22 protein-coding genes are annotated in these 23,199 nt (G+C 55.8%); 13 read left to right on the top strand and 9 right to left on the bottom strand.

Annotated elements, in window-relative coordinates; genetic code table 11:
- Positions 1-251 precede the first annotated feature (251 nt).
- The 5 genes from AC27IT_RS11535 (at position 252) to AC27IT_RS11515 (ending at position 7,134) form a co-directional block, all read left to right on the top strand.
- On the top strand, positions 252-1,490 hold the full coding sequence (locus tag AC27IT_RS11535) for an efflux RND transporter periplasmic adaptor subunit (RefSeq protein WP_026557994.1): 1,239 nt from the start codon (positions 252-254) through the stop codon (positions 1,488-1,490).
- Positions 1,483-4,737 carry an efflux RND transporter permease subunit gene (locus tag AC27IT_RS11530; protein WP_483072881.1) on the top strand — a complete coding sequence of 1,085 codons (3,255 nt, stop codon included), beginning with the start codon at positions 1,483-1,485 and terminating at the stop codon, positions 4,735-4,737. The genes AC27IT_RS11535 and AC27IT_RS11530 overlap by 8 nt, the downstream gene beginning before the upstream one ends.
- 151 nt (positions 4,738-4,888) lie before the next feature.
- Positions 4,889-5,413, top strand: a complete 525-nt coding sequence (locus AC27IT_RS11525) for a VanZ family protein (protein ID WP_206699243.1) — start codon at positions 4,889-4,891, stop codon at positions 5,411-5,413.
- Positions 5,414-5,473: 60 nt separating this feature from the next.
- Entirely contained in the window at positions 5,474-6,592 is a 1,119-nt protein-coding gene (locus AC27IT_RS11520) for an acetate/propionate family kinase (protein WP_005835693.1), read from the top strand.
- A gap of 128 nt (positions 6,593-6,720) precedes the next feature.
- On the top strand, positions 6,721-7,134 hold the full coding sequence (locus AC27IT_RS11515; RefSeq protein WP_005835695.1) for a S1 RNA-binding domain-containing protein: 414 nt from the start codon (positions 6,721-6,723) through the stop codon (positions 7,132-7,134).
- Between the two features lie 286 nt (positions 7,135-7,420).
- On the opposite strand, the gene AC27IT_RS11510 is transcribed toward AC27IT_RS11515, so the two are convergent.
- The 4 genes from AC27IT_RS11510 to AC27IT_RS11495 all read right to left on the bottom strand — a co-directional run bounded on the left by AC27IT_RS11510 (position 7,421) and on the right by AC27IT_RS11495 (position 10,979).
- A complete protein-coding gene (locus tag AC27IT_RS11510; RefSeq protein WP_005835697.1) occupies positions 7,421-7,843 on the bottom strand; it encodes a hypothetical protein in 423 nt (140 codons plus the stop codon).
- 12 nt (positions 7,844-7,855) lie between these two features.
- Positions 7,856-8,257 (bottom strand): hypothetical protein, encoded by a 402-nt coding sequence (locus tag AC27IT_RS11505; protein WP_157179511.1) that lies wholly within the window; start codon positions 8,255-8,257, stop codon positions 7,856-7,858.
- A 311-nt stretch (positions 8,258-8,568) separates the two neighbouring features.
- A complete protein-coding gene (locus AC27IT_RS11500; RefSeq protein WP_283858255.1) occupies positions 8,569-9,600 on the bottom strand; it encodes an aliphatic sulfonate ABC transporter substrate-binding protein in 1,032 nt (343 codons plus the stop codon).
- Positions 9,601-9,635: 35 nt separating this feature from the next.
- Positions 9,636-10,979, bottom strand: coding sequence for an LLM class flavin-dependent oxidoreductase (locus AC27IT_RS11495; RefSeq protein WP_283858254.1), 1,344 nt, complete (start codon positions 10,977-10,979; stop codon positions 9,636-9,638).
- Between the two features lie 381 nt (positions 10,980-11,360).
- Between AC27IT_RS11495 and AC27IT_RS11490 the strand changes: the two genes are divergently transcribed.
- The 4 genes from AC27IT_RS11490 (at position 11,361) to AC27IT_RS11475 (ending at position 15,262) form a co-directional block, all read left to right on the top strand.
- Entirely contained in the window at positions 11,361-12,539 is a 1,179-nt protein-coding gene (locus tag AC27IT_RS11490) for an LLM class flavin-dependent oxidoreductase (protein WP_487091804.1), read from the top strand.
- Entirely contained in the window at positions 12,536-13,309 is a 774-nt protein-coding gene (locus AC27IT_RS11485; RefSeq protein ID WP_283858252.1) for an ABC transporter ATP-binding protein, read from the top strand. Before AC27IT_RS11490 ends, AC27IT_RS11485 begins: the two co-directional genes overlap by 4 nt.
- Before the next feature lie 15 nt (positions 13,310-13,324).
- On the top strand, positions 13,325-14,179 hold the full coding sequence (locus tag AC27IT_RS11480) for an ABC transporter permease (protein ID WP_487091803.1): 855 nt from the start codon (positions 13,325-13,327) through the stop codon (positions 14,177-14,179).
- A gap of 87 nt (positions 14,180-14,266) precedes the next feature.
- A complete protein-coding gene (locus AC27IT_RS11475; RefSeq protein WP_487091802.1) occupies positions 14,267-15,262 on the top strand; it encodes an aldo/keto reductase in 996 nt (331 codons plus the stop codon).
- 80 nt (positions 15,263-15,342) lie between these two features.
- Here the strand turns inward: AC27IT_RS11475 and AC27IT_RS11470 are convergent, their stop codons facing one another.
- Complete coding sequence (locus AC27IT_RS11470; protein ID WP_431809681.1) at positions 15,343-15,813, bottom strand: hypothetical protein; 471 nt, start codon at positions 15,811-15,813, stop codon at positions 15,343-15,345.
- Positions 15,814-16,047: 234 nt separating this feature from the next.
- The gene (locus AC27IT_RS11465) at positions 16,048-16,557 is read right to left on the bottom strand and encodes a rhodanese-like domain-containing protein (RefSeq protein WP_007786331.1); all 510 of its coding nucleotides are present in this window, start codon (positions 16,555-16,557) and stop codon (positions 16,048-16,050) included.
- A gap of 131 nt (positions 16,558-16,688) precedes the next feature.
- Between AC27IT_RS11465 and AC27IT_RS11460 the strand changes: the two genes are divergently transcribed.
- Both AC27IT_RS11460 and AC27IT_RS11455 read left to right on the top strand, forming a co-directional pair.
- The gene (locus AC27IT_RS11460; RefSeq protein ID WP_340673139.1) at positions 16,689-17,582 is read left to right on the top strand and encodes a LysR family transcriptional regulator; all 894 of its coding nucleotides are present in this window, start codon (positions 16,689-16,691) and stop codon (positions 17,580-17,582) included.
- Between the two features lie 5 nt (positions 17,583-17,587).
- Complete coding sequence (locus AC27IT_RS11455) at positions 17,588-18,421, top strand: alpha/beta hydrolase family protein (RefSeq protein ID WP_340673138.1); 834 nt, start codon at positions 17,588-17,590, stop codon at positions 18,419-18,421.
- A 5-nt stretch (positions 18,422-18,426) separates the two neighbouring features.
- Here the strand turns inward: AC27IT_RS11455 and AC27IT_RS11450 are convergent, their stop codons facing one another.
- A complete protein-coding gene (locus AC27IT_RS11450; RefSeq protein WP_007786337.1) occupies positions 18,427-20,250 on the bottom strand; it encodes a sensor histidine kinase in 1,824 nt (607 codons plus the stop codon).
- 5 nt (positions 20,251-20,255) lie between these two features.
- The gene (locus AC27IT_RS11445; protein ID WP_025845865.1) at positions 20,256-21,266 is read right to left on the bottom strand and encodes a BMP family ABC transporter substrate-binding protein; all 1,011 of its coding nucleotides are present in this window, start codon (positions 21,264-21,266) and stop codon (positions 20,256-20,258) included.
- A 200-nt stretch (positions 21,267-21,466) separates the two neighbouring features.
- On the opposite strand from AC27IT_RS11445, the gene AC27IT_RS11440 reads away from it, so the two are divergent.
- A complete protein-coding gene (locus AC27IT_RS11440; RefSeq protein WP_005835851.1) occupies positions 21,467-21,658 on the top strand; it encodes a hypothetical protein in 192 nt (63 codons plus the stop codon).
- 120 nt (positions 21,659-21,778) lie between these two features.
- A complete protein-coding gene (locus AC27IT_RS11435) occupies positions 21,779-22,132 on the top strand; it encodes a response regulator (RefSeq protein ID WP_005835853.1) in 354 nt (117 codons plus the stop codon).
- Positions 22,133-22,197: 65 nt separating this feature from the next.
- On the opposite strand, the gene AC27IT_RS11430 is transcribed toward AC27IT_RS11435, so the two are convergent.
- A complete protein-coding gene (locus AC27IT_RS11430) occupies positions 22,198-23,184 on the bottom strand; it encodes an ornithine cyclodeaminase family protein (RefSeq protein ID WP_007786343.1) in 987 nt (328 codons plus the stop codon).
- Between the last annotated feature and the right edge of the window lie 15 nt (positions 23,185-23,199).

Here is a 23,199-nt window from a genome sequence, read left to right as displayed (position 1 = left end):
TCGGACAATTGCTTGAATATTTCCGCCCTTCCATCATACAAGATACGAGTTACAAACAAGTGACGAGAATCCGCCCGATAATAAAAAAATATAAAAAATGACAGAAAAGTGATACAACTGTTTTTATTTTCTGTAAAATATATTTTGTCAATGATTATTCTTCTTGATTCAAGTCAGATGACTTGCCGCTGTTCAGCGAGGCGTTCGCTGGATGAAGCGGGCGGATTATGGAAGGTTGCAGGAGTGAAAGTATGAAAAAATGGATCAGCCTCACGATTGTTGCCCTGCTTTTGACAGGCTGCGAAAAGCTGGACGAAAGAACCGGACAGCTCAAGCGGATGGAAGAAGAGACTGTGATTAAGGTAAAAACGGTAAATGCTTATACGGTAGAGGATAACCAGAACGTGCGCACGATGGAGGTGCCCGGCGTGGTGACGCCTCGCCAGGAGCTGGGGCTGTCGTTTGGCACCTCTGGGAAAATCGCGAGCATTCTCGTCCAGAAGGGGGCGAGCGTGAAAGCGGGCCAGACGTTGGCGACGCTGGACCAGTCGGGATTGCAGGCGGGGATTCAGGCCGCTTCCGGGCAAGTCGCGAGCGCGGCGATCAGGCGCAGCAAGGCGCTGTCCGGGCCGGAGAGCCACGAGGTGCAGACGCAAAAGCTGCAAGTGGAAAAGGCGAAGGAGCTGGCCTTGAAGGCCGAGCGGGAATATTCGCAAGCCACCATACTGTTTGCCAACGGCGCGATTTCCAAGGATGAGCTGGACAGGCTGGCTCTGGCGCAAAAGCAGGCCAGGCTCAGCCTGGAGGAAGAAGAGGTCGCCTACAACAAACTGATGCAGGGTGCGGATCGACTGGACGTCGAAGAGGCAGAGGTCGGGGTGAGCCAGGCGAACGTCCAGCTCAGCCGCGCGAAGCAAGAGGCGGCCGACGCCGTGCTGAAAGCGCCTTTTTCCGGAGTCGTGGCCGAAATCTCGCAAGTTGCCACCCAGCAGACCGGACCTGGCAGTGAAGTCATTCGCCTGGTCGATACGAGCACCTGGATTGTCAAGCTGCAGGTGGACAGCGAGCAGATCGGCAACTGGCAGACCGGGGCGACCGTGCACGTAAAAGCGGCGGACGGCAGCGAGGCCGAGGGCAAAGTGACGTTTGTCTCGCCGACCATGGATCAAAATGTAGGGGCGTATCCGGTCGAGGTGACGGTCAACGGCAGCGCGGTGAACTGGAAGGGCGGCATGACGGTCACTTGCCAGTACGCGCTGTCCGGGAAACAAGGGGTGCTCGTGCCCGTCGCAAGCATCGGCGTTGCGGAAGAAGAGTATTACGTCATGAAAATCAACGAGAACACCGTGGCAAAGACACCTGTCAAAGTAGGAGCGCTGCACGGTACGTTTTACGAAGTCCTGGAAGGGCTTGAGCCGGGCGATCAGATTGTCGGATCGGGTCTTTCCTACGTGGTGGACGGCGAGGCGGTGAAGGTGGCGGATGAATAACAAAGCGTTTCTGTCAATAGCTCCTGCCCTCGCCCGCCTGATCGCTGTGCTTCTCTGCCTGTTTGCGATCAGCGCTTTGTTCAGAATGGATGTGCAGACGTTTTCCGACCGGGGATTGCCGGAGTACAACATCAACCTCATCGCGCCAGGACTGACGGCGGATCAGGTAGAAGCGTCGGTCACGCGAAAAGTCGAGGAAGCCGTGCGCGCGATGGGCAGCGCTGTGATGATTTCCACCGACTCTCGCCCCGGCGCGGGCACGATTACGGTGCAGACGGCGGAAAACCTCGGCTCCGATTACAAGGAACGTCTGGAACAGAAGCTGTCACAGGTCGCGAAGACGCTGCCTGTCCAGGAGTACAGCATCAGCCAGGAAAAGCTGGGAGACAGCCTGGTCGGGTTTTACCTGCTTCATGGCAGCGATGTCCAGACGCTGTCCAATGTTGCGCGCTATACCGTCTATGAAAAGCTGATCCAGACGCCGGGGGTTGCCCGTGTGGAAGTGGACGGCCAGCCGGTTCGCGAGCAGATCGAGGTCGTTTTTCGCCCTTCCATGCTGCTCGTGTATGGCTTGACTCCGGGGGATGTGCTGAACCAGCTTCCGAGTGACGTGATCGGGGAAGAAATCGGTACAGTCGGAAAGACGGCGGATCGCACCGCCTTTACGTGGACGAGCCAAACGGAAGGGCCACAAGGGCTCGGCAAGCAACTGATCGCGACTGGCAAAGGATATGTGCCGCTCTCGCTGCTGGCGGATATCCGCGACACGCGAGGCAGCAAAGGCGAAGAGGTGAGTGTATATCGCGGCTCCCCGGCGGTAGGAATCTCGGTCTACGCGGCGGAAGTGGGACAAATCCCTTCCATCCGCAAAGAAATAGCCAACATGGTGGCCGAGCTGAACGAAGAGGCGGCTGGCAAGTATGAGCTGGATCTGTTCGAAGATCACGCCTTGCCCATCTCGGCGGCGACCGGGCAGTTGGCTTTGCTCGCAGGATTGGCTGCGCTGCTCTGCGCGCTTTTCCTGTTCGCTTCCTTGAAACGCACAGGCCCTGCTGTTCTGTCGCTGCTCGCAGTGTTCATGGCGGCGGGGGGCGTGCTGGGCGGCATGTGGTTGTTTGGGCTGAAACTGACCTTCTTCACACTGGGTCCGCTGCTCGTGTTTACGATTGTTTACCTGATTGCGGGCGTTGCTTTCTTTTCCCGTCTGGACAGGCTTGGCGCCTACTCGTTCTCGGGCAGCCTGAAGACCGCCTGGACGGTGATGAAGCCGCTGCTGCTCGCGCTTGTCGTCATGGCGGCCGCCTGGTTCACCGTCGTCATGACGGATATGCTCAAAGCCGAAGACAAGGTCGTCCTGTTCGACGCCTGGCCCGTGCTCGTTTTGGGTGCGGCGAGCCTTGCGCTCGTGTACGGCTGGGTCGTTCCGGTGCTGGCCGGAACGTGGCTGACAGCAAGAGAGACGCCAGCGGACGAAAGCAGTCCGCGCGCGCCAGGACGGTTGACGCGCACACTCGTTGCCCGCTGGGAGCGGCTGGTGCAGCAAGGCTACTTGCCATTTGGCCTTACGCTCGTATCGTCCGTCGTCTTTGTTTTGCTCTTGCAATCGTTTGTTCTGGTGGAGCCGTTTCGCGACGTGAAGCCAAACGGCAAGACGTTGTCGCTGCCGATGGTTCAGGAAAGCACCGTAGACGATGCGATCAAGGCGGCCCAGACGGCCGAGGAACGGCTGCGCGGCCTGGCAGAGGTGGCTGACCTGTACACAGTTGCTTCGCGCGAGCGGTTGACGATGCATCTGAAGCTGACGGACAAAGCGGATTGGACCCGCTCCGTTCTCGATCTGGAAAAAGAGCTGGACAAAAGGCTGCGCGATATCCCGCAGACGGACCCGTTCGCGCTGGTCGTCAACGAGGAGCAGAAAACGCGTCTGGAATTTACGGTCAAGGGCCCTTCGCAGGAGACGGCGAACCATATTGCCAAGAAAATTCTCGAATACTTGCAGCAAATGAGGTGGCGCGACAATGACGGCCGGGAGATCGTGACCGATGAACGGATCGGGCCGAAGCCGCAAACCGCGTTGATTGACATTCGCCCGAAAGCGGAGATGCTCGCGCGCTATCATCTGAGCGAAGAGGAGATCAAGCGCCAACTGGAAAGCTATCTGGGGGAAAAGCGGGCGGGAAGCATCCACGTAAACGAGCGCAATGTTTCCGTAGTCGCCCGCTTCCCGGACAAGTGGATGGACCACCCGGAGCAGGTGAAGCAGATTCTCATCCGCACCCAGCAAGGGCCTGTTCGCCTGGCCGATCTGGTCGACTGGTCCAGCGGCGGGCAGCCGCAAGTGTATGAGCGCCAGGACGGCATGTACGTGGTCAAGGTCAGCAGCGCCATCGCCGACCCGAGGTGGATTGACAACCTCGCGTACAACCTGCCGCTGGCGATGCAAGAAAAGATCAACGTCCCGGAAGGCTATACGATTCTCAACGAGGATGAACTGAAAAAGCTGAGCGAGGAGCAGTCAGACAAAAAAGACTGGAGCGGCCGGTTCATCGTGATGATCGCGATGGTCGCTGTCGTCCTGATGGCGAGCCTGCTCTTGCGGCGTAGAACGCGGGATGGCTGGTTCGCCCTGATCCTGCTGCCCGTCCTGTCAGGGGGAGTGACGCTCGGGCTGCTTTTGCTGGATCACCCGATGAACGTGATGGGCTTCTACGGCATCGCGGCAGCGGCTGCCCTGCTCATCTCGCTGGCCTTGCTTCACCTCGACGAACTGTCGGCAGCCCATGACGAGCAGCCGAGCATCTGGGAAGGTGTGCGTGTCGGGGCAAAACGCGCGTGGGCAGCTCAGGCGGGTGTGGCCGCTGCGGTCGCCATCGCCTGCCTGCCCGTTGTCGGCAGGTGGATGGCAGGCGGCGAGTCGTTTGCCTCTTTTGCCAGCAGTTTGTTGTTCGGGACCGTGTTCGCTTCTTTTGTCACCCTCGTGCTCGTGCCGGGCATGCAGCACGCAGCCCAATGGCGCGAGAACGTCCAGTCGGATTTGTCGCTGCCCGTGCTCGTGCGACGCCTTCGCGACTGGCAGGACAACGAGCGGATTCGCCGTCGCGACTTGAGGGAAGTAAAGCGCAGACAAAAGCAGCTCGCAAACGAGCTGCGCAAGGAACAGCAGGACAGCTCCGCCAATTCGAAAAAAGCTTTGTCGCAGGAGGACTTTTTGCCGCTCCCGACAGGCACAGACGACGCCAAGCCGTAACGGCTGGCGTCTTTTTCTTGACTGAAACAACCTTCCGCTGAAACGCGGTCGCTCAGCTTTGAGAAGGCGATGATAAAGGTTTTCTTATTTGTTCACAGGCTCGGCAAGGACTTTTGGCGCGATCTCGGGTAAGATGAGGGAAGAACGGAGTATGGGAGGGAACCCAGGCGTGCGCCGCTATCGAAAACTGTTGGATTACTTGCTGTTGACTGCGATTTTGGTGGGCTTGTTCCTGTCGTCCTCCCAGCCATACTACAAACAGGATTTGCGGGGAACCATATCCAAAGTCGTAGATGAAAAAAGCTGGAACGAACGGATGGAAGGGATTACCATTCCGTATGCCGGACGCGAAATCAGCGTCGAGAACAAGGGAGCCGCAGGCTTTATCGAGTTTTTCCTCCGCAAAGGAACGCATTTTACCGTGTTTGCCCTGCTGGCGTTCAGCTTTTACCGCGTGTTTTCCCACCGTCTTGCATTTGCTGTAGCATTGCCCTGGAGCGCCTTTTGCAGCTTGCTGGCGGCGGTTTTGGACGAGTGGCATCAGACGTTTACCCCGGATCGGACAGGAATGGTGAACGACGTTCTGTTGGATTTGTCGGGTTCTGTCACGATGTTGTTGATAATTCTTCTCAATTACATGTATTCACGAAGAGCATATCATTATAAAATGAAGTGAGCGACCGCCATCCTGACCGGGGCTGTTGCTTATTGAGAGATTAGGGAGTGGATGAGATTCGTGTCAGACAAAAAGAACGTGCTCGTACTGAACTGCGGCAGTTCCTCGGTGAAGTACAAGCTTTATGAGATGCCGGGCAAAACATTGCTCGCCCAAGATTATTTACAACAAATTCAACGCGACGAATACGAAGATACGATTCGTGGCGTGTTTGAAACATTAAAGCAATACCGCATTGACATTATCTCGCACCGGGTCGTTCACGGCGGAGAAGCATTCAAACAGTCCGTCGTCATCGACGAACAGGTAAAAGCGGAGATTCGCAGCCTGTCCCGCTTTGCGCCGCTGCACAACCCGATCAACCTGACCGGGATCGAGATCGCGCAAAGCATCTATCCTGAACTGAAGCACGTGGCTGTTTTTGATACCGCGTTTCACCAAACTATGCCGCCATCCTCTTACTTGTACGCGTTGCCATACGAGTATTACGAGCATTACGGCATCCGCAAGTACGGCTTCCACGGCACGTCCCACCGCTATGTGATGAGCCGGGCAGAGGAGATGTTGAACCGGCCGAAGGAGCAGCTCAGGCTTATCAGTTGCCACATCGGCAGCGGCGTCAGCATCACGGCGATCCGCTACGGAGAATCGTTTGACACGTCGATGGGCATGACGCCGTTGGCGGGACTGTCGATGGGAACGCGCAGCGGCAACATCGACCCTGGCATCATTCCTTACATTGAAGAGATCGAAAAGACGGACACAGCGGGCGCGATTACGATTTTGAACAACAAGAGCGGACTGATGGGCGTCTCCGGCGTCTCCAACGATTTGCGCGACGTCATGGAAAAGGCGGCAGAAGGGCATTACCGCAGCCAGCTTGCCCTGGAATTGTTCACGACGATCCTGCATAAACATATCGGGCTGTATCTCGCGCGACTAAATGGCGTCGACGGAATTATTTTTACGGCAGGTGTTGGAGAAAATAGTGCTACCGTCCGTGAAATGGTTTGCACCGGGCTGGAATTCGCCGGGGTCAACTTGGACCGCGAAGCGAACCGGGCAAGCAAAGGCGAAGCGTTTATCAGTACCGAATACTCTCCGGTAAAGGTCATGGTAATTCCTACCAACGAGGAGCTTGTAATGGCTACAGACGCCTACGAGCTGTCTTTTCAATAGCTTGAAGTGCGTCACCTAGAAAGAATAGGCTTTTCAGTATTGGAATTTCTCTGCTATACTAGGAGAATGAGGCTTCTGGTTTGAGGTTCTCACCATTTTTCTGAAATAATAAAAGGAGTGCAAACTGGATGGCAGTACAAGTGGGAAGCATCATCGAAGGAAAAGTGACAGCGATTAAACCGTTTGGGATGTTCGTAGCAGTCAGCGAAACCGAGCAGGGGCTGGTCCACATTTCCCAAGTAGCAAACGGTTTTGTAAAGGATATCAACGATCACTTTACCGTGGGGGCACAAGTAAAGGTCAAAGTTCTCTCCATTGATGATGCAGGTAAAATCTCGCTTTCGGTTCGCGCCGCACTCCCAGCGCCTGAGCGTCCGGAGCGCGAAGAGCGCCGTGGTGGTGGATATCGTGGAGGCGACCGCGGAGGAAATACAAAACGCGATAGCGCTGCTTCCTTCGAGGACAAATTGAAAAAATGGTTGAAGCACAGCGAAGAGAACCTTGCGACTATCAACAAAAAGAACGCAAAACGTGGCTATTAAAGCCTTGTGATAACGGAAGAAGGACGGGATATCCCGTCTTTTTTTTACGCTTGGAAGCTAAGAAAAGGCAGGGGAATCCCCTGCCTTTTTGCGTGCGCTAATAGATTAATTCCCGAGTTCTGGCTTTACCTTGTTCTTCTTGGGTTTACAAAAAAACGACACAGTGGAAAGACACGATGTCCGGTGGTACAAAAGTCGGCCCTTGTTTAAGGCTTAATTGCAAAATAAACAAAATGACCGCCTTGGCTTGTCAAAGCTCAAAGGCGGTCATTTTGTCTATTTTGCACTATTCCTTTATCCGTTCCTCAGTGACTTTTCCGTCACCGATGCTAAATTGGCCAATAACAGTCTTTCCATCAACGTCATACAGAGGGATGTGGCGACTTCCCTTCGCATTAAGCTGTTTGGTCAAGGCTACTGCTTCACTCGGATTCTTGGGCTTCACCCCTCTTAAATCCTCAGAGCGAACGTATCCAAGAGTCCCGTCCACGCCATATGCCTTAATTAAATCCGGCTCTGCCCCTAGGGAAGTGACATTTAATGCAGAACCATAAGTTTGTCCTTGCTCGTTTATTGGGAACTCTGGAACAGGTGTAGGGTCTTTATCAAGTCCTAATGCAATGCCAGAACCAAAAGATCCTATTACAATCCCGGTTAACAAAGTAGCATAGACAATTACAGTTCGTACACCAAGTCGCTTAATTTGCATTGGGTTCACCTCCTAAAAGTTGATATTTGGAGTAACGTTTGTGAGATAGGTTCGATAGCCGCTACCATCAAAAACTTCAGTTGCACCTCGGCTGTTATAGATACCTGAGCCGCAGTTGCCATACGTTCCAACCCTCATGGAGGCTGTTGCAGAAGAGTTGTAAGTCATTTCTGAAGCTTTACACAAAGCATCTCCTTTAAACAGCCTTGGACCTGCACTCATATATCCCACTGGTATTTTACCCGAATTTTGATTTCCAATCTCTGCTGTATAATACACGTTGTCACCAGTTTTTTCAACAGTTGCCTGATTGTAGTATGAATAGCCACCAATTGGACCAAAGTTGTACACTCGGCTTTCTGCAGCAGATGCATAAACTGCCGTTGCACTTACTCCAATAAGTAAGCCTACCATAAATGACTGGGTGACAACCTTACTATATCTTTTACTTACTAGAAATCACTTCCCTTCTTAACTTGTTTATACCATACAAAAAGCTTTTTGTATAAAAATGTAAAATTTATAAATGTTTTATATTTCTTATGGCTGTACGAATATATTTAGATCCCTTCTTTGCATCGATGGATACTAACTCCTTTCTAGAGTTCCCAGCGCTTTGTGGCCTTGTGATAACGGAAGAAGGACGGGATATCCCGTCTTTTTTTTACGCTTGAAAGCTAGGAAAAGGCAAGGGAATCCCTTGCCTTTTTGCGTGCGCTAATAGATTAATTCCCAAGCTCCTTCAACGCCTGCTCGACGAATTTGCTCTCCATGACCTGGGAAGTGTCCAGCTTCTTTTTGATCGCGCCCACGGAGTAGAGGAAGTCGGCCTGCTCCTGATGGGCCTTGGCAAATTCCGGCGTGATCGGGGAGAGGATCGGGTCTGAGTTTTGCAGAACCTTGCTGATGATCTCCCGCTCCAGCTTCTTCGTTTTGACAAATTCATCCGTCACTTCGTCGAGGTGGCTGACGTAGTAGCGGCGCACTTCTTCATAGGTTTTGAGGAACAGGACGGTCAGCTCAGGGTGGTCTGCGGTAAAGCCGGTGCGCGCGATCAAAAAGCCGGGAGCAAAAATGTTCAGATCGTCCCCTGTCACGAGCGTTTTGGCTTGCGTTTGCACGACGGCGGTCGTCACGTAAGGCTCCCAGGTAGACCACGCATCAATGGCTCCGGTGTCGAGGGCGGGCCGCGCTTCATCCGGCTGCAGGTGAATGATTTCCACGTCCTTGTCTTTCAGCCCGGCCCGATCCAGCACCATGTACAGGAAGTTGTAGGCGCTGCTGCCTTTGGCGACGGCGATCTTTTTGCCCTTGAGCTGCTTGATGTCAGTGATCGGGCTGTCTTTCGGAATGACGATCGCGTTGTTGCGCTTGCCGTCGCTGGTGACGGCGATCGCCCGGAAATCGACGCCTCCGGTTTGCGCCGAGACGACCGGGGTGCCGCCTGTCGCTCCGAAGTCGAGCCGTCCGGAGGCAATCGCTTCGAAGTGGGGAGGACCGCTGGCAAATTCATGCCACTTCACTTCGGCTCCGGCCTGGGCAAACGCTTTTTCAAAGAGGCCCTTGTCCCGGGCGTAGGAAAAAATGCCTGTGCTGCCCTGGATGCCGATGTTGACGACGACTTTTTCTTTTGCCTCCGCGCTGGCAGAGGTCTGCTCCTGCTGGGGCGCCGACGCCTTGCCGCAAGCGCTCAGAAGCAGCAAGGACAGGACTATGGCCAGGCGAAGCCAGCCGATTTTGGGGAGAGATGGCTGCATATGTTTGTTCATCCTTTCTGATGGTCAATGAGGACTTAATAGACTTGAGAGGCACTGGCAAACTGGCTGGCTGGAACGTCGAGTCCGTAATGCTCGCGCAAGGTGTTCCCGGTGTACTCCGTGCGGAACAACCCCCTTTGCTGGAGCTTTGGCACGACTTTGTCGAGGAAGTCTTCCAGCCCTCCGCTCGTCAACTGCGGCATGATGTTGAAGCCGTCAGCCGCGCCTTGGGTAAACCACGCCTCCAGTTCGTCTGTCACTTGCTCGGCAGTGCCTGTGATCGTCCGATGGCCGCGCCCTCCGGCGAGCCGCAGCAGCAGTTGGCGAATCGTCAAGTTTTCCCGCTCGGCCAGGTCGCGGATCAACTGGGTACGGCTCTGGTGGCCGACGATTTCTTCCGTTGCGGGCAGCTCGGGCAAAGGGCCGTCCAGCGGGTAGGCGGACAGATCGTGGCCGATTCGGTTGGAGAGCTGCAGCAGGCTGTAGGCGGGATGCGTCAACTCGTGCAACTGGGCTTCTTTTTCTTTTGCCTCTGCTTCGCTCTCGCCGATGATCGGGCAAATGCCGGGCAAGATGATGACCTGCTCAGGGGAGCGTCCGTAGCGGGCGACGCGCGATTTGACGTCCGCGTAAAACGCCTGGGCATCCGCCAGCGATTGCTGCGCCGTGAAAATAGCCTCGGCATACCGGGCGGCGAAATCTTTTCCGTCCTCGGAAGAGCCGGCCTGGACGAGCAGCGGGCGTCCCTGGGGCGAGCGCGGCAAGTTCAGCGGGCCGCGCACGGCAAAATGCTTGCCTTTGTGGTTGAACTCGTGCACCTTGCTGTTGTCGGCGTAAATGCCCGAGGCTTTGTCCTGGAGCAGCGCGTCGGCTTCCCAACTGTCCCACAGCTTGAGGGTGACGTCGAGAAACTCCTGTGCCCGTTCGTAGCGAACGTGATGCTCGGGGATTCGTTCGTAGTTGAAGTTCTGCGCCTCGCCATCTGTTCCGGACGTGATGATGTTCCAGCCCGCCCGGCCTTTGCTCAGATGGTCGAGCGATGCGAAGCGGCGGGCGACGTTGAACGGTTCGTTGAAGCTCGTAGAGACCGTGCCGATCAGCCCGATCCGGCTGGTCACGACGGCAAGCGCGGACAGGAGGGTGAGCGGTTCCAGCCCGCTGATCGCTCCGTACTTGACCGCTTTGCGCGAGGTGGCGTAGCGGTCGGCCAAAAAGAGGGAATCGAGCTTGGCCTGCTCCGCTTTTTGCGCCAGCCGCTGAAAGTGGGAAAAGTCGATGATGTCCTGCACGGGAGAGGACGGATGGCGCCATGCCGCCTCGTGATGACCCATGCTCGCTAAAAACAGATTCAGGTGGAGCTTGCGTTTTTGATTGCCCATGTCTATCACCTCTAGGAAAAGTTGGGAGTGCAGGACGCACAAAAGACCTCGTCCCAAACAGCGATGATGCGCTGTTGGAAGGAGGCCTCCAGTGATCCGGTCGGCGAGTGAGGAAATTCCGAGTTGCAAAGTATGAAATGGATGATAGCAACAAAAGGCAAAGGAGTCAACTGGAAATAGTGAGAATAGCGGGAATAGCGAGTTAAATTTCTTTTTGCCCCTATTGACAGCGTTTGGAAGCCGATGGTACGATTACGCACAATACCGACCATTCTAGTGTGAATAATATGCTTTTGCCAACCAGAAAACTGGAGGCACAGTCTCGTGGACCGCGACTGTGCCTTCTTTTTTCGTTCCAAATCAATTAAAGGAGTGGAGCAGATGGGGAAATCCGTACACCAAGTCGAATTTGGTTGGTTCATTCCAACGACCGGAGACGGCAAGTACATCGGCGTCAAGCCGGAGCGCGAGTCGACTGCGGACTACATGGTGCAGGTGGCGCAAACAGCCGAGCGGGCAGGCTTTACTTTTGCCTTGATTCCGACAGGGGGAGCCTGCATTGATTCCTGGATCGTCGGGTCCACAATCGCCGCCCACACGCAGGTGCTCAAGCCGCTGGTCGCCATGCGTCCCGGTCTGATTGCTCCTGTGCTGGCGGCGCGGATGGCCGCTTCGTTGGACCAAGTGTCGGGCGGCAGGGCGCTGATTAACGTCGTGACAGGCGGCAGCCCGCAAGATTTGCTCGCCACAGGCGATCCGCTCGCTCACGATCATGACGGTCGCTATGAGCGCACGCGGGAGTTTCTGGAGATTGTCAAAAGCGTCTGGACGAATTCGCACGCCCAGCCGGAGCGGTTTTTGGCGAGCAACCAGACTGCCCAGCAGGGGACGCAGCCGCTTCACTATTCCGGCCGCCACTACGAGATCAAGGGAGGGGCAAGCCTGCCTGCCCCCGTGCAGCAGCCGCACCCGCCGCTCTACTACGGAGGCAGCTCGCCCACAGGCAAACGGGTGGCGGTCCAGACAGCGGACGTTTACTTGATGTGGGCGGAGCCGCTGGCGTGGATTCGCGAGCAGATCGCGGAGGTGGAGGCGCTCAAGCAAGAGCTTGGCCGCGACCGCGAGCTGCGCTACGGACTGCGCGCCCAGGTGCTGGTGCGCGAGACGGAGGAAGAAGCGTGGAAAGAGGCGTGGGAAATCATCAGCAAGGTAGATCCGGAGGCGCTCCAGCAGTCCGGCCAGCGGTTCACCCAGACGGATGCCATCGGCCAAAAGCGGCAAAACGAGCTGCGGGAAGCCTCCAAAAAAGACAACTACGTCATCGGCCCCAATCTGTGGTCGGGCTTGTCTACCGTGCGCGGGGGCGGCGCCGTCCTGCTCGTAGGCACCCCGGATCAAGTATCGGACCGCATTGTGGAATACATTGATCTGGGCATCTCGTCCTTTATTTTGTCCGGGTACCCCCATCTGGAGGAAGCGGCGATTACTGGCGAGCTGCTGCTGCCTGCCGTCAAACAGAAGCTGGAGCAAAGACAGCAGGCAAAAGGAGTCCGCGTATGACTGCACTCCTGGAGATCACGCGACTCGACAAGACATTTGAAACGGCCAAAGGAGCGACGCAGGCGCTCCGCGACATCCGGCTGACTGTCAAGGAAGGCGAGTTCCTCACCGTCATCGGGCCGAGCGGCTGCGGGAAGAGCACACTGCTGAAAATCATTGCCGGGCTGGACACGGAATACGCCGGGAGCGTCCAGCTTGCCGGACAGCCAGTGAGCGGCCCCGGTATCGACAAAGGCTTCATTTTTCAGGAGCCGCGGCTTTTTCCATGGCTGACGGTAGAAAAAAACATCGCCGCCAACCTGTCGCTCAAAGATCCGGCGATTCGCCAGCGCGTAGATGAGCTGATCCGGCTTGTCCGTCTCGAGGGATTTGCCAAGTCGTATCCGCGCGAGCTGTCAGGCGGGATGGCGCAGCGGGTGGCGATTGCCCGGGCGCTTTTGCGCAGTCCCCGGGTGCTTTTGCTGGATGAACCGTTCGGGGCGCTGGATGCCTTTACCCGCTCGCACATGCAGGAGGTGCTGCTCGATATTTGGCAGGAAAACAAGACGACGATGATCTTCGTGACACACGACATCGACGAAGCGATCTACCTGGGCAACCGGGTCGTCATCATGAACGCGCGCCCAGGTTTCATCAAGCGCATCGTCCCGATCGACCTGCCTTTTCCCCGGAAAAAGGCAAATCGTTCCTTTCAGGAGCTGCGCCACCTCGTCTTGAACGAGTTTGAAAAGGTGGACGAACTGGAATTGGTCGATAGCTCAGGGATTTGACGGAGGTGAACGAGAATGAGCAATCAAGCAGAAGGAATCCAGGCCGCCGCGACCGCTTCTGCCAAACCCGTCCTGCCGACGAAAGCAAAAGCGAAGCCAGGCAATAACGCCAAGCTGGCTGTCTGGTTAAAAGGCTTGGTCCTGCCCGCTGCCGTCCTGCTCGTCTGGCAGACGGCAGGCGAGCTTGGGCTGGTGTCGGAAACGATGCTTCCGACACCGCTGCAAATTTTGGCTGCGGCGGGCGAGTTGTTGGCGAGCGGGGAGCTGTTCGGGCATTTGCAAATCAGCATCATGCGGGCGGCGACAGGCTTTTTGCTCGGAGGGGCGGTCGGGTTGCTGGCAGGACTTGCGGTCGGCTTTTCCAGCCGGGTGGAGCATGCGCTCGATCCATCGGTGCAAATGCTCCGAACGATTCCGCATCTGGCGGTGATTCCGCTGTTTATTTTGTGGTTTGGCTTCGGCGAGCTGTCCAAGGCGCTTTTGATTGCCAAAGGAGCATTTTTCCCGCTCTACGTGAATACATTCCTGGGGATACGCAGTGTGGACGCCAAGCTGTTTGACGTCGCCAGAGTGCTTCAGTTCAGCCGCTGGAAGCAGATCACCCAGTTGATTATTCCGGCGGCGCTGCCGAACATCCTGCTCGGCGTCCGGCTGTCCCTGGGAGCCGCCTGGCTGGGGCTGGTCGTGGCGGAATTGATGGGGTCGAGCGAAGGAGTCGGCTACCTGATTATGGATGCCCGCCAGTTTTCCCAAACGGCCATCGTGTTTGTCGGCATCGTGATCTTTGCGCTGGTCGGCAAGGCGACCGATTCGCTGGTGCGCTATTTGGAGAAAAGGTGGCTTAAATGGCGGGACCATTACAGCGGGTAAACCCGTACAGTGCTGGCAGGGATTCATCCGGTGCAGCCAGAACGGTTTGGAAGACGGGATCAATCATGAAGGAAAGAGGCGAGGGGAATGCAGTATCAACGACTGGGCAGGACAGGCTTGAAAGTGTCGAAAGTAAGCCTGGGCACGATGGCCTTCGGGCGCTGGATCGGGGAACAGGAAGCGGGGCAGGTGCTCGATGCGGCGCTGGATGCCGGAATCAACCTGATCGATACGGCAGATGTGTACGGCAGGGGGATGGACCAGAACAATCCGCTTTTGACGGGCGAATCGGAGGAAATCCTGGGCAGGCTGCTGCAAGGAAAGCGGAATCAGGTCGTGCTGGCAACGAAAGTAAACGGCCGGGTGGGCAACGGGGTCAATGATGCCGGGCTGAGCCGCTTCCACATCATTCGCGCGGTCGAAAACAGCCTGCGCAGGTTGCAAACCGACCATATCGACTTGTACCAGGTACACCGTTTTGATCCGCAGACGCCGTTGGAGGAGACGCTGCGGGCGCTGGACGACCTGGTCCGCCAAGGCAAGGTGAGCTACATCGGGGCTTCCAACTTCGCGGCGTGGCAGTTGGCCAAGGCGCACGGCATCAGCGACAGGCTCCAACTGCACCGCTTTGAGAGCATCCAGCCGGAGTACAGCATTCTCAGGCGCGACATCGAGCAGGAGCTGCTGCCTTTTGCCGAGGCGGAGTCGGTCGGCGTGATTGTGTACAGCCCGTTGGGGCGAGGGCTGCTGACCGGGAAGTACCGCCAGGGAGAAGCGCCGCCGCAGGGCAGCCGAGGGGCCGCAGGCGAGCAGCGGTTGCTTGCTCTATTGGAGCAGGAGCGTCATTTTCACATCGTCGAGGGACTCAAGCCATTGGCCGAGAGGCGCGGCTGGACGCTGCCCCAACTGGCGCTGAACTGGGTGCTGAGCAACCCTGTGGTGACCTCCGCCATTTTGGGCGCATCCCGGCCCACGCATGTGACGGAAGCTGTGCGCTACATAGATGAGCGGCTCAGTGCACAGGAGCTGGAAGACATCGACAAGCTTGTGCGGCAGGCAGAGACGCCGTTGTTTGCGAAATAAAAAAGGAGAGATCTAGCTTATGCCCGCCAACCAGTGAATTGCTGGTTGGTTAAAGGCCAACTTGATGAAAGTGGCAGGGATTATTCCAAACAATAAAAAAGACCCGATTTTTGGTCGATAATCGGCGTGACAACGCCGTTTTCAGTCTCAATGGTTTGGTTTGGATTTCTCGTTGCTCCAAGGTAGATTGTAAAAGTTTTGTTTGATCGTGTCGTAACAGTTGTTTTCGCGACAGGTGCGGGTTCTTGATTGTTGTTTTGAACATGAACGGGATTGTTCGTTCGGTACCAGGCAAACTTGCCTTCTGTTTTGGCAAGGCTTGCGACGCCAAGACCTGTGCCATCAGGCAGCGTCATTTTATAAATAATGAGTGTCTCCCCATCTTTGGCGATTTCATCCAGCACGTCACTTTTGGTTAAGCCCTCAAGCTCAAGACCGTCTTGAATGGCTGCTTCTGGAGTAGTAAGCCAGCGCAGTTTCACATCATCCTTGGATGAACAGGCCGTCAGAGCGAGGATGAAAAGCAGCAAGGAAAGAAGCCACTTTCGCACGGAAGTCCCCCCTTTTCGTGCAAAACACGGTTTTCGTACTTTCCCATCATATCAAATTCTGTTATATAAAATTGCATAAATAGAAAAAACAGGAAATGTAATACGAGAAAAAAGGAAATACGTAGCAGGATTTGTTTGGCAGGATGGACCATTTGGCAGCGGTTAAGCCAAGTGATGCCCCTGGCATAAACAAACTCCGCTGCCACACCAAGACGGACGGGAAGAAGATGGCTGTTATCCTTCTACATGGATGACAGCCATCTCTTCTTGTTGCCCGTTTTTATTAACAACCTGATTAGACGAGCTTTCAGGCTTGGGAGCAGTCGCTAACGCCATCATGGGGCGTTCGTTCCACCCCCTTCCCCTCCCGCTGCCAATACTCCATCCCCCGAGCATCTCCTTGACGGCAAAGCCCAGTTCGGCAAGCTTGGCGCACGCTTTCGCTGCACCGTTGCAGGCCGGGCCCCAGCAGTAGACGACGAGCAGCTTGGAACGGTCCAGGAAAGCGGTCGTCTCTGCTGAGATCAGCGGGTGGGGCAGCGAAAAGGCGCCAGAAACGTGGCACTCTCGATACGCCTTTTCGCTGCGGGCGTCGAGAATGACAAAATCGGCTACGCCGTTTTGCAGGTCGTGCGCAACGTTGGACACATCTGTTTCCAGAGCGAGCTTGGCGAGAAAATGACGCTGCGCTTGCGCCAGGGGAGCGGCTGGGGTTTGCAATACGCTTGAGATTCGCATGGACATGTGACATCCTCCTTGGCTTGAGATGATCTCAACTTCAACTTCAGCTTAGCATTGATCGAATCATCACCGTTATCTATACTATTCAATAAACATCATCATCCATTTCTATAGATGAACAGGAGGGAGCCGCCATGGAGCTGGTGTATCTGCATACGTTTCGCGAGGTGGCCAGATGGGGCAGCTTTACCAGGGCGGCAGAGGAGCTTGGCTATGCGCAGCCGACGGTGACCGCCCAGATGCAAAAACTGGAGCAGTCGTACGGGGTGCCGCTGTTCGAGCGCTATGGGCGCAAACTGCGGCTGACCCAGGCTGGAGAAGCACTTTTGCCGTATGCGAGGGAAATGATTCGGCTATATGGGGAATCCAAGGAGGTCGTGAACCGCCAGGAGAGCGGTCCGCTGACGATTGGCACGATTGACACGCTGGCGGCTTTCTTTTTGCCGCCGTATTTGCAGAGCTTTCGCGAGCATTATCCCAAAGTGGATCTCGTGTTGCGCACGGCCGGCGAGGAAGCGATTTTGCAGCAGCTTCACGAAGGATATCTGGACCTCGGGATCATTTTTGATCGCCGCTGTACCGACAAAGAGCTTGTCGCTGAGACCATTGCCCAGGAGGAACTCGTGATCGTCATGCCTCCCGAGCATCGGCTGGCGGGCTTGCCTACGCTCACCGCCCGCGATCTGGAAAACGAATCGTTCATTCTCACAGAGGAAGGCTGCACGTACCGGGGAATGCTGATTGACGTGTTGAACGAAGAAGGCATTGCTCATCGGATCGCGTGCCAGTTCAGCAACCCGGAAGCGATCAAGCAGTGCGTGCGCTGCGGGTTGGGAGTAGCGCTCTTGCCGTCCATGGCTGTGCGCAGAGAGCAGGCGGAGGGGGTGCTTGCTGCCGTGCCTTTTCAAAACGACAAGCCTCCGTTTTTCATCCAGTTGGTCTACCACCAAAAGAAGTGGCTGTCCCCGTCGATGCAGTTTCTTGTAGAAAAATGGACGTCAAAAAGAGCGAAGAGAGAGGAAGCGTGAGCAGGATGCAGGTTGATTTATCGCCATTTGTTGCTGTCACTTGCGAAGAGTCGGTAGTGCCGAACGTCGCGCTCTACACGGTCAGCTACTACAGCGACGGCTTGTTGGTCAAGGCGGCTTTGGCTGTACCGGAGAGCTTTCTGGCCGACGGGGCCAGACTCCCGGCGCTGCTCTACTGCCGTGGCGGGATCAAAGGGATTGGCCGGGTCAGGCCGGAGCGGATCAGCCAGATGGCGGCCTTTGGCTACGTGATCCTCGCCCCGCACTATCGGGGAAACGAAGGCGGGGAGGGGCGCGACGAGTTTGGCGGAGCCGATCGGCAGGACGTGTTTGCGGCTTACGAGCTGCTTGGCAAGCTGAACATCGTCGACGCACGCCGGATCAGCGCGTACGGCTTTTCCCGGGGCGGGGTCATGGCGTTGTTTGCGGCGATGGAGTGCAAAGGCTTGCTGGCGACGGTCGTCTGGGGCGGCGTCAGCGACATGGTGTTGACGTACGAGGAGCGGGTGGACATGCGGAGAATGCTACGTAGGCTGATCGGGCACCCGCGCAAGCAGGAGGAAGCGTACCGCTACCGCACGCCGCTGCATCGGGCGGCAGAGATCGCTTGCCCGGTGCTTATCATCCACGGCACAGAGGATGAAAACGTGAGCGTGGAGCATGCCCACAGGCTGGCAGAGGCGCTCAGTCAGGCCGGTGTCCGCCACGAAAAATGGCTGGCGGAAGGGGCCAGCCATCTGTTTGTCGGAGAAGAGATTGAGTTGTACACGCGCAAAATGTTCGCCTGGCTGGATGAACGCGGCCAGGAGCGGACCGTTTCCGCGCAGGCTGCGACCTGATCGCCCTAGTCGTCCTTCGGCGTGAGCGGCAAAGTAATCGTAATCTCCGTCCCTTGTCCGGGCTTGCTTTTCACTTGCAGCTCGCCGCCGTGGTTTTCGACCATGCGGCGCGAGATCGGCAAGCCAAGTCCGGTTCCGTCTTCTTTCAGCGAGAAGAACGGGTCAAAAATCCGCACGAGATACTCCGGAGGAATCCCTTCTCCCGTATCTTTCACTTTTATATGCACCGCTTTTTCGTCCAGGTGGCTTTCGATCGCAAGAAGGCCGCCTTCTTTCATGGCCTCGATGCTGTTTTTCATCAGGTTCAGCAAAATTTGCTTGAGCTGCTCGACATCGACATGCAGGCGAATATTGGGCGCACAGCGGTCCACGATCTCGATGCCGTGCAGCATGGCCTCGGCGTTCATCAACGGGAGAATCGAGTGGATGACGCTCGCGAGATTGACCTCGCGATAGTCCGGCTTCGATGGCTTGGAGAGCATCAACAGCTCGGTGACAATCCGGTTGACGCGCTCGATTTCCTGCAAAATGAGCGGGAGATAGTAACGGTCCCGCTCCTGATCGGACAGGCGCTGCTCCAGCAACTGGATAAAGCCGTAGATGACCGTCAGCGGATTGCGGATTTCATGCGCGGCTCCGGCTGCCAATTGGCCGACCATTGCGAGTTTTTCCGACTGGTTCAAGTATTCTTGAATCTGCTCCTGCTCTGTTATGTCGAGAAAAGCGACCATCCAGCCCGACTCCTGATCGTGCTGGTGATTGTGCAGCGGTACATACGAGACGAGCGCGGTAAATGGCGTATCATCCTGCTTGTACAGCGTCATTTTGCGATTGACGAACCAGGGTGATTCCTCGCTGCCGGTCGAGGCCGCAAACGAAGCGTCCTTGCACATCGGATAGCCCGCCTCGTCGACCTTGACCAGATGGTTTGCCAGCTTGTTGACGTGAATGCCAGCCCCGGCGTGCGGGTGGGTAATGATCCCGACAGGCAACGAGTTGAGAATTTGCTCGCGAATATTTTTTTCTTCCGTCAAAATTTGCCGTTGCATCGCGTCCTGGGCAAACAAGTTGGCGATGTTGCTCGACATCTTGTTGAACTCGTGGGCCAGCTCGCGGAATTCGTCCTGGTGGGTGTACACGATTTGCTGCCCGAACGTCCCTTTGGACACTTCGCGAGCTTGCTGCATCAACGACTCGATGGGGCGAAGCAGCTCGTTGCGGAAGTAAAACGTGCAGAAAAAGCCGAACAAAATCGCCGCGACCGAAACGGTGTAGGTGAGAATGAGCGATACGCGAATGCTTTCGTTCGTGTGCTTAAACTCTTTGTTCGTCTTGTACTCTAGTTGGTTGAGCGAGAAGGACAAGTCTCGCTCCAACTGGTCGATCAAAGGCTGGACTTCCTGGCTGAGCACATAGCTGACCGCGGGCACGTTGTTTGCCTTGAGCAGCGGATTGATTTTGTTCAAAAAAAGAAAATCCAGCCTGGAAATCGATTCGATGATGGAGAACAAGCCGCTGTTTTCCTCTGTTTTCGTCAGCGAGGCAAAGCGGGCGGTGTCGATCAGATTGGTGTAATACTGGTCGAGATACGACTCGTCGCGGGTCAAGGTGTACATGTTCAGGGCGTACGTCTTGGTGTAAATCTGGTTTTTGACCTCCAACAGCGCGCTCGTTTGCGGCAAGACGTTTTGCGTCAGGTGCACTTCATCGGAGGTTACCTTTGTCATCTGGTAGCTGAACAGGCTGGTGACACATCCGATCAAAAGCATCATGACGAGATAGCTGAGCATGATTTTTTTCTGAAATCCAAGATTGCTGAACAGGGACATGCAAATTAACCTCCAAATGAGCCACGGGAAGAAGTGAGACGCTGCAATTCCCGTTCAATATCTTCACGAATTTCCGGGGGCACCATCGGGCCGAACGGGCTGAAATGGTTCACGCCTTCGGCCAGGCCGTACACGACTTTGCCGCTCGGAAGCCGGCCTGCCATGTACTGCTCCAAAATAATCCGGTAGCACTGGCGCACGTCCTGCACCAGCGAGGCGAGAACGTAGTCCGGCGCAATGTAGCGCTGGTCCGCGATGTAGCCGATGGTGTACACCTTGGCCCGCTGCGCTTCGGTAATGACGGCGAGGTTGAAGCTGTCGCCGGTCGTGTAGATGACATCGACGCCGCGGGCGATCATCTCGCGTGTCTTCTGCACCGCATTTTCTATGTCATTAAAATCTGACACTTTTCCGATCACGACCTCCGTTTTCGGGGAAACCTTTTTTACCCCTTCGCGAAAGCCCTCGGCCTGGGCAAGTTCCGGCGGTTTGTCCACCAAAATATAGCCGACTTTGCGGGCGCGGGACATTTTCGCTGCGAGCATGCCGACGAGCTTGCCTGCGGGCTTCATGTCGTAGCGAATCGTCGTCTGGTTGGGATGCGGGGCTTCCCCGTTAAAAGAAACAAAGCGGGTATGCGGATATTGCAGCGCCACGCGGGTAAACGGTTCGGAAAAAATCACGCCATGTCCCAGGATGAGATCGTAGTCATTGGCGGCGTATTTTTGCGCCACGTTCATAATTTGCTCCGGCTTTAAATTGTTCGCGATTTCCAGGGAAAAGCCGAATCTTTTTTGCATTTCCGTGATGCTTTCCATCGCGCTGCTGTTCCAGCCCTGGTCGTAGGTAGGACCTTCCAGCAGCAAGGCCACACGCAATATGTCAGAAGAAGGCCCGCGTTCATTCATGACCTCTTCCAAATGCTTCATACTGGTGATGAACTGGCTGGTAATGAGCAGAAGCAGCCCGACAACCAAAGCGGTGAACAGGGCAAAAAAAGGCTTCAGCTTGAGCATGGATAAATTCTCCTCCAAAGGAAACAGGCGTAGATTCAAGTAATCGGCAAAGAAGTGCACTCCTATTATATCGGAAAAGTGCCGCGATGAAAAAAAGAGGAAATGATGGAGGCAGGTGGAGCTGCATGGAAAAAACGGATCAGGACACGCTAAGGAGGAAAAATACGCAGCAAAAGCGATAAAAAAGGGAGGCGTCTGTCATGGAAAAAGAGATCGTGGAAATCCCGCAAACCGATATACCGGATGAAGTGAGACAGGTCGATTTGCCGGAAATAGGCGAGACGACCCCGCACCCGAAGCCGGAGAGTCCGCTTGCTTCGGGCGCGGGCGAGCAGTCGGTTGGCGAGCGCGGTACAGGAGATGCTACAGGGCCAATCGGCTTTCTTCCATAGGGGAGTGTGCTGCAAACGTTTGTTTCGACAAAAGAAGTCATTTTCTCTCGTGGACAAGGCTTGCGATTTCTGCAAAAGTAATAGGTAGAATGCGAGCAAGATGTGAGGGGATAGGACACCATGGCCCGATTGCTGATTGTAGATGACGCAGCCTTCACGAGAAGGATGCTGACGGATATGCTAGGCGAGCAGCACGAAATTTGCGGAGAGGCGAGCAATGGCTTGGAAGCGATTGAAAAATACAAGGAATTGAAGCCGGACATCGTGACGATGGACATCACGATGCCGCACATGCACGGGATTGAAGCCATGCGCAAAATACTGGATTACGATCGGGATGCCAAGGTGTTGATTTGCTCGGCAGTCGGCCATCGACAAAAGGTGCTGGAGGCGATGAAGACGGGGGCGAGCGACTTCGTCATCAAGCCTTTTCAAAAAGAGCAAATTCTCGATGCGATTTCACGCTTGCTGTAAGCGAACAGGAAACAGCCGCCAAAGCGATGTGCTCTGGCGGCTGTTTGCGTGCAACTTTTGACGCGTTACAAGGAAACTTCCGTGCCGATTCCGGCGGCTTTGGCCCGTTCGTACACCGTCTTGGCTACCGCTGTATCGAGATAGGCGATTCCTACCGACTTGTACAACGTAATTTCCTCTTCGGTTTCCCTGCCCGGCTTTGCGCCGATCAAAATTTCGCCCAATTCCGCATGCAATTGCGCGAAGCTCCATTCGTTTTGCTCAATCGGAATGAGCAGATCGCCTGCCTCGTGCTCGGCGCCTTCCAGCGTGTCGACGACGACCTTGCTTTTTTGCACCGTGGCAGCGTCCACCTCGCGCATGTGCGGGAGAAACGCGCCAATGGCATTGATATGGGTGCCAGGGCGCAGGCTCGCGGCGGCAAACAGCGGCTCGGTCGCTTTGGTGCTGCAGATGACGATCTGTGCCTGCGCGACCGCTTCGTCGGCATTGTCCACGACCGTCAGCTCTCCTTGCCAATCCGGATAGAGCGCCCGCAGGCTCGCTTTCATTTCGTCCGCTTTTGCCCGAGTGCGGTTGTAGAGGAAAATGCGCCGCAGCGGGCGAACCTCCATGACCGCCTGAATCTGGCCGATGGACTGGGCCCCGCAGCCAAGCACTGCGCAAGTGTCGGCATCTTCTTTTGCCAAGTATTTGGTGGCGACGCCGCTGCTTGCCCCTGTGCGCATGACGGTCAAAAGGCTCGCGTCCATCATCGCGACATGCTGTCCGGTTTTGGCTTCGGTCAGCAGGATGACGCTCTGCAGCGACTTGATGTTGTGCTTGTGGTTCTCCGGGAAAATACTGATGACTTTCACCGCCACATAGTCGTCGCCAGCCAGGTAGGAAGGCATGTACAGGCTGGTGGCGCCGTACTTCGGATGGTCAATCGCGGTCCGCACAGGCGTGGTGACCTCTCCTTGCATATGGGCGCGAAAGACGTGCTCCACGTCCTCCAGGCAATCTTTCATCGTGTAGATTTGTTCAATATTTTCGCGGCTCAAGACCAACATGTTGCTCATCCTTTC

Source organism: Brevibacillus sp. YAE8 (assembly GCF_057543335.1).
Note: the sequence above shows the minus strand (reverse complement) of the source record. Positions and strands in the feature narration are given on the sequence as shown.